This window comes from Thermodesulfobacteriota bacterium, assembly GCA_036482575.1.
Lineage (GTDB): Bacteria > Desulfobacterota > GWC2-55-46 > GWC2-55-46 > JAUVFY01 > JAZGJJ01.
Genome location: JAZGJJ010000064.1, coordinates 1 through 7868, shown reverse-complemented (window position 1 = coordinate 7868; position 7868 = coordinate 1). Strand labels below are relative to the sequence as shown.

8 protein-coding genes are annotated in these 7868 nt (G+C 60.6%); 6 read left to right on the top strand and 2 right to left on the bottom strand.

Going from position 1 to position 7868, the window contains the following annotated elements; all coding sequences use genetic code 11:
• Window positions 1-66 precede the first annotated feature (66 nt).
• The gene (locus tag V3W31_02865; GenBank protein ID MEE9613879.1) at window positions 67-1518 is read right to left on the bottom strand and encodes a M48 family metalloprotease; all 1452 of its coding nucleotides are present in this window, start codon (window positions 1516-1518) and stop codon (window positions 67-69) included.
• Between the two features lie 123 nt (window positions 1519-1641).
• Here V3W31_02865 and queD point away from each other — a divergent pair, with 123 nt between their 5' ends.
• Together queD and folE2 are read left to right on the top strand one after the other, a co-directional pair.
• Window positions 1642-2010 carry a 6-carboxytetrahydropterin synthase QueD gene (gene queD, locus V3W31_02860; protein ID MEE9613878.1) on the top strand — a complete coding sequence of 123 codons (369 nt, stop codon included), beginning with the start codon at window positions 1642-1644 and terminating at the stop codon, window positions 2008-2010.
• Window positions 2003-2788 (top strand): GTP cyclohydrolase FolE2, encoded by a 786-nt coding sequence (folE2, locus tag V3W31_02855; GenBank protein MEE9613877.1) that lies wholly within the window; start codon window positions 2003-2005, stop codon window positions 2786-2788. Before queD ends, folE2 begins: the two co-directional genes overlap by 8 nt.
• A gap of 8 nt (window positions 2789-2796) precedes the next feature.
• On the opposite strand, the gene V3W31_02850 is transcribed toward folE2, so the two are convergent.
• Window positions 2797-3441 carry a response regulator gene (locus tag V3W31_02850; GenBank protein ID MEE9613876.1) on the bottom strand — a complete coding sequence of 215 codons (645 nt, stop codon included), beginning with the start codon at window positions 3439-3441 and terminating at the stop codon, window positions 2797-2799.
• Window positions 3442-3767: 326 nt separating this feature from the next.
• Between V3W31_02850 and kdsB the strand changes: the two genes are divergently transcribed.
• The 4 genes from kdsB to V3W31_02830 all read left to right on the top strand — a co-directional run.
• Window positions 3768-4502, top strand: a complete 735-nt coding sequence (gene kdsB, locus V3W31_02845; protein MEE9613875.1) for a 3-deoxy-manno-octulosonate cytidylyltransferase — start codon at window positions 3768-3770, stop codon at window positions 4500-4502.
• A gap of 60 nt (window positions 4503-4562) precedes the next feature.
• Entirely contained in the window at window positions 4563-6242 is a 1680-nt protein-coding gene (locus V3W31_02840; protein ID MEE9613874.1) for a CTP synthase, read from the top strand.
• Window positions 6239-7081, top strand: coding sequence for a 3-deoxy-8-phosphooctulonate synthase (gene kdsA, locus V3W31_02835; GenBank protein ID MEE9613873.1), 843 nt, complete (start codon window positions 6239-6241; stop codon window positions 7079-7081). The genes V3W31_02840 and kdsA overlap by 4 nt, the downstream gene beginning before the upstream one ends.
• The coding region (locus tag V3W31_02830) for a KpsF/GutQ family sugar-phosphate isomerase (protein MEE9613872.1) at window positions 7078-7868 on the top strand (791 nt) is incomplete at its 3' end. The genes kdsA and V3W31_02830, both read left to right, overlap by 4 nt.

The following is a 7868-nucleotide window of genomic DNA, read 5'->3' as shown; positions in this document are numbered from 1 at the left end:
CTGCAGGGGGTGCGGCTATACGGAGTGCGGGTAAGGGGGGGCTGTTGTCCGTTATCAGGTAACCGGTTACCTCCTCTGTCTTTCCATCACCGGCCTCAGGGCCTCCACCCGTCGGGCCGCGTAACGGCCCATCCGGCTATCCGGCTCCACCCTGAGTTGCCTGATGTATTCGTTGTAGGCCGCCTTGAACTCGCGAATCACTTCGTAGCATATCCCGAGCATTCCGTGGACCTCGGGGTCCTTCGGCCGTACCGAGGCGAAGGCCTTAAGGTGCGGGATGGCCTTCTTGTAGCGCTCGGTCTTGTAGTAGCTGAAGCCGAGGTAGTGGTGGGACGAGTAGTCCTGCGGGAAGGTTTTAAGCGCCTGGGAGAGGGCCTTTATGGCTTCCCCGTAATCCTCCCTGTGGTAATGGAGGGCGCCCATGCCGCGCCAGGCCGGCTGGTAGTCCCGGTCGAGCTCGAGGGCCCTATCGAATGACCTCCGCGCCTTGCCGTACTCTTTCTTCTTAAGCTTTATAAAGCCGCTCAGCACGTGGAACGGCGGCTGGGAGGCGTCGGCCTCTATGGCCCCGTCCACGAGTTCAGCGGCGCGGGCCGTCTTTCCTTTCTTAAACGCCCTTACCGCATTGTCGTAATGGTCCCGGTATATCTTGTCCTCTACCCTGAGCCCGGCGGTCATCTTCATGAACCTCGCCTTTCCGGCCCCGTCGCCTTTTACGCTGAAGGGGGGGAGGGCGTCCTTCATCTTTTCCAACTCCTCTATCCTGACGGAGGTACGTGGGTGGGTTGAGAGCAGGTCTTCGAAAAAACTCCTTTCGTGAGGTTCCTTGCCGATGGACTCGAGGTATTCGTCGGACGCTTTTTCGAGGTTTTGGTGGGCCCTTATAGCGTTATCCGGGTCGTAGCCGAGGCGCGTCATGTAGAGCATGCCGAGCCCGTCGGACTCGAGTTCGTCGCCCCTGCCGTACTTCAGGAGTATAAGGCCCGTTCCCGCCGCGCCCACGGCCAGCGCCGCGTCCGTGTAGGCTCTGTCCCCGAGCGCCATCCCGGCCCCGCCGAGCGCCACCTGTTGGAGCATCCCGTAGGTCATCTGCCGAGCCGAGTGCCTCGCCGAGACGTGGCCCATCTCGTGGCCCATGACAAACGCGAACTCGGCCTCGCTCTTGAGTGAAGCGAGGAGCCCGCGCGTCATTACCACGTGGCCCGGTATGGCCCAGGCGTTGGGGACCGAGCTGTTCTGGATGGCGAACTCCACGGGGAGGTGCGGCCTGTGCGAGACGCCGTGGATCTTTATGATTATGTCGCTGAGGTACGAGGTGAGCCTTTCGTCCCCGAACTTCCCGCCCCCTCCCTCGGCCGCCCATATGGCGCTCGGGTAGACCTCCCTGCCCATATCCACCTCCGAGCTCTCGGAGACGAACATGAGCTCCTTTTTGCCGGTCACCGGGTTCACGGCGCAGGAGGCGAGCATGAGCGCGAGTAGAAGCGAAGCTATGAAGGAGAGGTTCTTTTTGACCACAATAAAAAGACCTTCATGGAAAAACGGAAAAATGGAAAAAATATTCTTGGATTTTACCCCGTATCGGCCCGGACTTCAAGTTTCATTATTTTCAAAGTGCAGGTTTTGTGGTAGACTTCAGCCATGTACGAGCTCAGCATAGAGACCGACTTCGCCGCGGCGCACAACCTGAGGGGGTACGAGGGCGCCTGCGAGAGGCTCCACGGCCACAACTGGAAGGTGGAGGTCCACATAACGGTCGAGAAACTTAACAAGATCGGCATAGCGCTCGACTTCAAGGAGCTCAAGGCCGCCACGGCCGGGGTTATCGACAAGCTCGACCACAGGTACCTGAACGACGTCCCGCCCTTCGATAAGCTCAACACCACGGCCGAGAACCTGGCGCGGTTCATCCACGGGGAGCTTTCCGCAGTCCTTAACGACGGCAACGTCAGCGTCAAGAGGGTAAGGGTCTGGGAGTCCGAGAGGGCCGCCGCCGCGTACTATGAGTAGGAAGGGGCTCAGAGACGTCCAGAGCGAGCCGGACACGAGGAATATCGGCATAGACAAGGTCGGCGTAAAGGACGTGCGCTACCCGGTCTGCGTCCGCGACAAGAAGAACAAGATCCAGCACACCATAGCCTCCATAAACATGTACGTGGACCTGCCGCACCAGTTCAAGGGCACGCACATGTCCCGGTTCGTGGAGATACTTAACGAGCACCGCCGCGAGATAAGCGTTGAGAAGTTCCCGGACATCCTGGAGGAGATGAAGAAGCGTTTCGACGCCTCGACGGCGCACCTGGAGGTCGAGTTCCCCTACTTCATAGAGAAGGCCGCGCCGGTCTCCGGGTCCAGGGGGCTCATGGACTATGTCTGCAGGCTTTCCGGCTCTCTCGGGGATGAAAGGGATATGGTCCTTGAGGTGAGGGTGCCGGTCACCACGCTGTGCCCCTGCTCCAGGGAGATAAGCGACAGGGGCGCGCACAACCAGAGGGGGGAGGTCAGGGTGGCCGTGCGCTTCGACGGGTTCCTATGGATAGAGGACCTGATAGAGGTCGTCGAGGGGTCGGCCAGTTCGCCGGTATATTCGCTCCTGAAGCGCGACGACGAAAAGTACGTGACCGAGCGGTCCTACGACAACCCTATGTTCGTCGAGGACGTCGTGAGGGAGGCGGCGTTGAATCTCGGCGGGATAAAGGGGATCAAGTGGGCGAGGATAGAGGCGGAGAACCGGGAGTCCATACACAACCACAGCGCCTACGCCCTGGTTGAAAAAGAGTACGGCTGAGCAGCCGCTCAGTTGAGGCCTAAAGCCTCTTTTATCTTGTCCTTGAGCTCCTCGGCCCAGAAAGGGTTCCCCTTCTGTACGAACCCTTTGACGTTCAGGCCGAACCACTTGTTGTCCAGCACTATGTCGTCTATCAAGTCCTGGCCGGTCGTGACGATGGCAGGGATGTTGGTCCCGCCCTCGATCGCCTTCTTCAGGAACGCTTCGCCGCCGAGCTTGGCATCCGGGTTGTCGGGGTCTTTCAGGTGAAGGTCGGTGACGATGAGCTCGACCTCCTTGCTCTTGAGGCTTTCGAGCGCCTCCTCGGCGTTTTTGGCCATAAGGAGGTTTACGCCGATATTCTCCAGCGAGCTCTCCGCTATGGCCCTTGCCAGCTTGTCTTCCTCGACGAACAGCACGGGTATTCCCCCGCCGTTGCCGCCGGCCGCCGGCTTGTCTCCCCCGCCCCCCCCGCCCCCCGTTTCCCCCTCTTCCTCCAGAGGGGAGACCTCGAAGCCCTCGTCACCCTTCTTTACCCGGAAGCGGGCGGAGCACCGCACGCAGCTTATTTTGGCGCCCTTCTCCCATTCGGTCACGAGTTCTTCGGGCACCCAGAGCCTGAAGGAGGTATTGCACCCCGAACAATTTATCTCAATAGCCTGTTTTTCCGACATATTTTATCCCAAGAGACCGGTAAGGGTTTAGAATCAGAGGTAAGTTTAACTTAATATTATAGGCGTGTCAACAGGTCGCACGCCGTGACGGCGTACAATTTTCCGGACGACCGTTGGGGGGTTGCGGAGGGAATGACTGTTGGGCCCGCATACACGTTAACAGTGCGGCAGCACCCTGAGGGTGTTTCAACGCCATGACGACCGTCGGGGTACGAGATAGCAGTGATGTATTGGGCCGCTTATGGCGCTAACCGTGCGGTAGCACCCGCCGGTAATATCGCCGTGCACGTCTTGACATAAGGCCCGGATTTGATATATTAATTTGGATGGAAGTAGCTGCCATTATCCCCGCCAGGTACGGCTCCACGCGGCTGGAGGGGAAGCCCCTTTTGGAGATAGGGGGAAAGCCCATGGTCAGGTGGGTTTACGAGCGCGCCCTGGAGGCGCGCACCGTGGGGGACGTAACGGTAGCCACCGACGACGAGAGGATATTCAGGGCCGTCCGGGAGTTCGGCGGCAGGGTGGTAATGACCTCTCCGGACCACGCCTCGGGCACCGACAGGGTAGCCGAGGCCGCAGGGGCCGGGGGGGAGGGGGGCGGCGGGCACGACGTGGTGGTGAACCTCCAGGCCGACGAGCCTCTTATAGAGCCCGGGATGATAGACGCGGCCGTAAACCCCATGCTCGAAGACGACAGTCTCGTCCTCGCGACCCTTAAGACACGGATAACGGACCCATCGGAGATCGAGGACCCGAACGTAGTGAAGGTCGTAACCGACAGCGAAGGCTACGCCCTCTACTTTTCCCGTATTGCCATACCCTACTCGAAAGAGCCTCCGGGCGAGGTCTTCAAGCACATAGGGCTCTATGTCTACCGCAGGGATTTTCTGATGAAGTTCGCCGCCCTGCCCCGGACCCCGCTCGAGCGGAGCGAAGGGCTCGAGCAGCTCCGGGCGCTCGAGAACGGCTTTAAGATAAAGGTGGTGGAGACACCCTTTAACCCCGTCTCCGTGGACACGCCCGAGGACCTGGAGGAGGTAAGGAGGATTATGGCGGGGTAGTAGTTCCCCCCCCCTCCCCCCCTCCGTAGCGTATCTTTCATGGCTGATTCGAAAAAAGAGATAAAGACAAAGTTCATCTTCGTCACCGGAGGGGTGGTCTCCTCTCTGGGCAAGGGCCTTGCGAGCGCCTCCATGGGCGCGCTCCTGGAGTCCAGGGGCCTTACCATAACGCTCCAGAAGCTCGACCCCTACATAAACGTCGACCCGGGCACCATGAGCCCCTTCCAGCACGGCGAGGTCTTCGTCACCGACGACGGCGCCGAGACGGACCTAGACCTCGGCCACTACGAGCGCTTTACCCACGCGAAGCTCACCAGGCTCAATAACTTCACCACCGGGCAGGTCTACGACTCGATCATAACCAAGGAGCGCCGGGGGGACTTCCTCGGCGGTACTGTCCAGGTCGTCCCGCACGTCACCGACGAGATAAAGGGGAGGATCCTCGCCCTCGCCAACAAGGTCGACGTGGCCATAATAGAGATAGGAGGGACGGTCGGAGACATAGAGAGCCTGCCGTTCCTCGAGGCCATAAGGCAGCTCAGGTTCGACCTCGGCAGGGAGAACGTGGTCTACGTGCACCTGACACTCGTCCCCTACATAGCCACCGCCGGCGAGCTCAAGACAAAGCCCACCCAGCACAGCGTCAACAAGCTCCGCGAGATCGGCGTTCAGCCCGACATACTTCTCTGCCGGGCCGACAGGCCCATAACCACCGAGATGAAGAAAAAGATAGCGCTCTTCTGCAACGTGGATATCGACGCGGTCATAGCGGCAGAGGACGCTGAGAGCATCTACGTCGTCCCGCTCGCCTTCCACCGCGAGGGGCTTGACGAGAAGATAGTAAGACTCCTTAATATCTGGACCAGGGCCCCGAAGCTCGACGAGTGGAAGAAGATAGAGAAGAAGATAGGCAGCCTTCGCCACGAGGTCACCATAGGGATAGTCGGCAAGTACGTGGAGCTGCGGGACTCCTACAAGAGCCTCCACGAGGCCCTTACCCACGGCGGGCTCGCCAACTCATGCCGGGTGGAGCTCAAGTATATCGACTCCGAGGAGATAGAGAAGAAGGGCGCCGCCGCGCTCCTCGGCGAGGTCGACGGCGTGCTCGTCCCGGGCGGCTTCGGGAGCCGGGGGGTGGAGGGGAAGATAAGCGCCATACGCTACGTGAGGGAAGGGAAAAAGCCGTTCTTCGGCATATGCCTGGGCATGCAGATGGCCGTGGTGGAGATAGCCAGGAACGTTGGGGCCATGGCCGGCGCCAACTCCTCGGAGTTCGACCCGGAGAGCCCGCACTCGGTAATAGACCTGATGGAGGAGCAGAGGGGGGTGGACTCCAAGGGAGGGACCATGAGGCTCGGGGCCTACCCCTGCACCTTGAAGAAGGGCACCAGGGCGCACAAGGCCTACGGCTCAAGCGAGATAAGCGAGAGGCACAGGCACCGTTACGAATTCAATAACAGCTACAAGGACGAGCTTGAGGCCGTCGGAGTGATAACAAGCGGCCTCTCCCCGGACGGGGAACTGGTCGAGATAATCGAATACAAGGACCACCCCTGGTTCGTCGGCTGCCAGTTCCATCCCGAGTTCAAGAGCCGTCCCACACAGCCGCACCCGCTCTTCAAGAGTTTTATAAAGGCCGTGGTCGAGGCGAAGGCCGGTTCCTCGAAGAAGGGGAAAAAGAAGAAGGTGACGGCCGTGAAGAAGAAGACCGCGCGAGGGCGTAAGAGGAAAAAAGCATGAGGCGGGTAAAGGTAGGGAATGTATCCGTAGGGGGAGGGGGGGGGCTCGTGCTTATAGCCGGCCCCTGCGTCATAGAGGACGAGGGTAAGACCCTCGGTATCGTCGAAACGCTAAAGAGCGTTACCGAAGAGGCCGGGATACCTTTCATATTCAAGGCCTCCTACGACAAGGCGAACAGGACGTCGGTCAACTCCTACCGGGGGCCGGGCCTTAAAGAGGGGCTCAAGATCCTCGAAAAGGCGAAGACTGATTTTTCCGTCCCAATCCTGACCGACGTACACTCCGCCGCCGACTGCAAGGCCGTGGCCGAGGTGGCCGACTGCTTGCAGATCCCCGCCTTCCTCTGCCGCCAGACAGACCTCCTCGTAGAGGCCGGGCGTACCGGGCGGCCGGTCAACATAAAGAAGGGCCAGTTCATGGCCCCCGCCGACATGAAGCACGCCGCCGAGAAAGTCCTTAGCACCGGGAACGAGGGCGTTACCCTTACCGAGCGCGGCACGAGCTTCGGCTATAATAATCTCGTCGTTGATTTCAGGGGGCTGTCTATTATGAGGGATCTGGAGGGGGGTGGCTTCCCCGTCATATTCGACGCCACGCACAGCGTCCAGCGTCCCGGCGGGCTCGGCACGTCATCGGGGGGCGACAGGAGCATGGTCGCCCATCTGGCGAGGGCCGCGGTAGCCGTCGGAGTGGACGGCGTCTTTATAGAGGTCCACCCCGACCCGGATAACGCCCCGAGCGACGGGCCCAACTCCATCGCCTTGAAGGACATAGCCGCGCTCGTAAGAGAGCTTAAGGGGCTCGACGACTTCGTGAGGGGGGGGAGGGGGAACAGGTGAGCAACTCGGACCCGAAGAAGACCGCGCTCCGCGTGCTGGAGATAGAGGCTCAGGCCATAGCCGGGCTTAAGGAGAAGCTCGACGAGAGCTTTTCCGAGGCCGTCGGTCTGATACTTGCGGCCACGGGCAAGGTGGTAGTAACGGGTATAGGCAAGAGTGGGCTCATATGCCAGAAGATAGCCTCGACCTTCGCCTCCACCGGCACGGCCGCCTTCTTCCTCCACCCGGCCGAGGGTATGCACGGCGACCTCGGAGTGCTTATGAAGAACGACGTGCTCCTTGCTGTTTCCAACTCGGGCGAGAGCGAGGAGATTATAAAGATGGTGCCCGTCATAAAGAGGATGGGCATAAAGATGGTGGCCATGACCGGGAGGGCGGGCTCCGCGCTCGCGGGCCACGCCGACGTGGTGCTGGATATAGGAGTGAAGGAGGAGGCCTGTCCGCTGGGGCTCGCTCCCACGGCCTCGACCACCGCCGCTCTCGCAATGGGCGACGCCCTCGCCGTGGCACTCCTCGAGAAGAGGGGTTTTAAGGAGGAGGAGTTCGCCGCCATACACCCCGCCGGGCAGCTCGGGAGGAAGCTCCTGAAGGTCGCCGAGCTCATGCACACGGGTGAGGCCATGCCGATGGTCGAGCGTACGACCCCGATGAAGGAGGCGCTCCTCGAGATGACCACCAAGAGGCTCGGCATCACCGGCGTTTTCGAGGGGAAAGGAAAAGGAAAAAGGAAAAAGCTTGTCGGCGCGATAACCGACGGGGATCTGAGGCGTACCATTGAGAGGGGGGG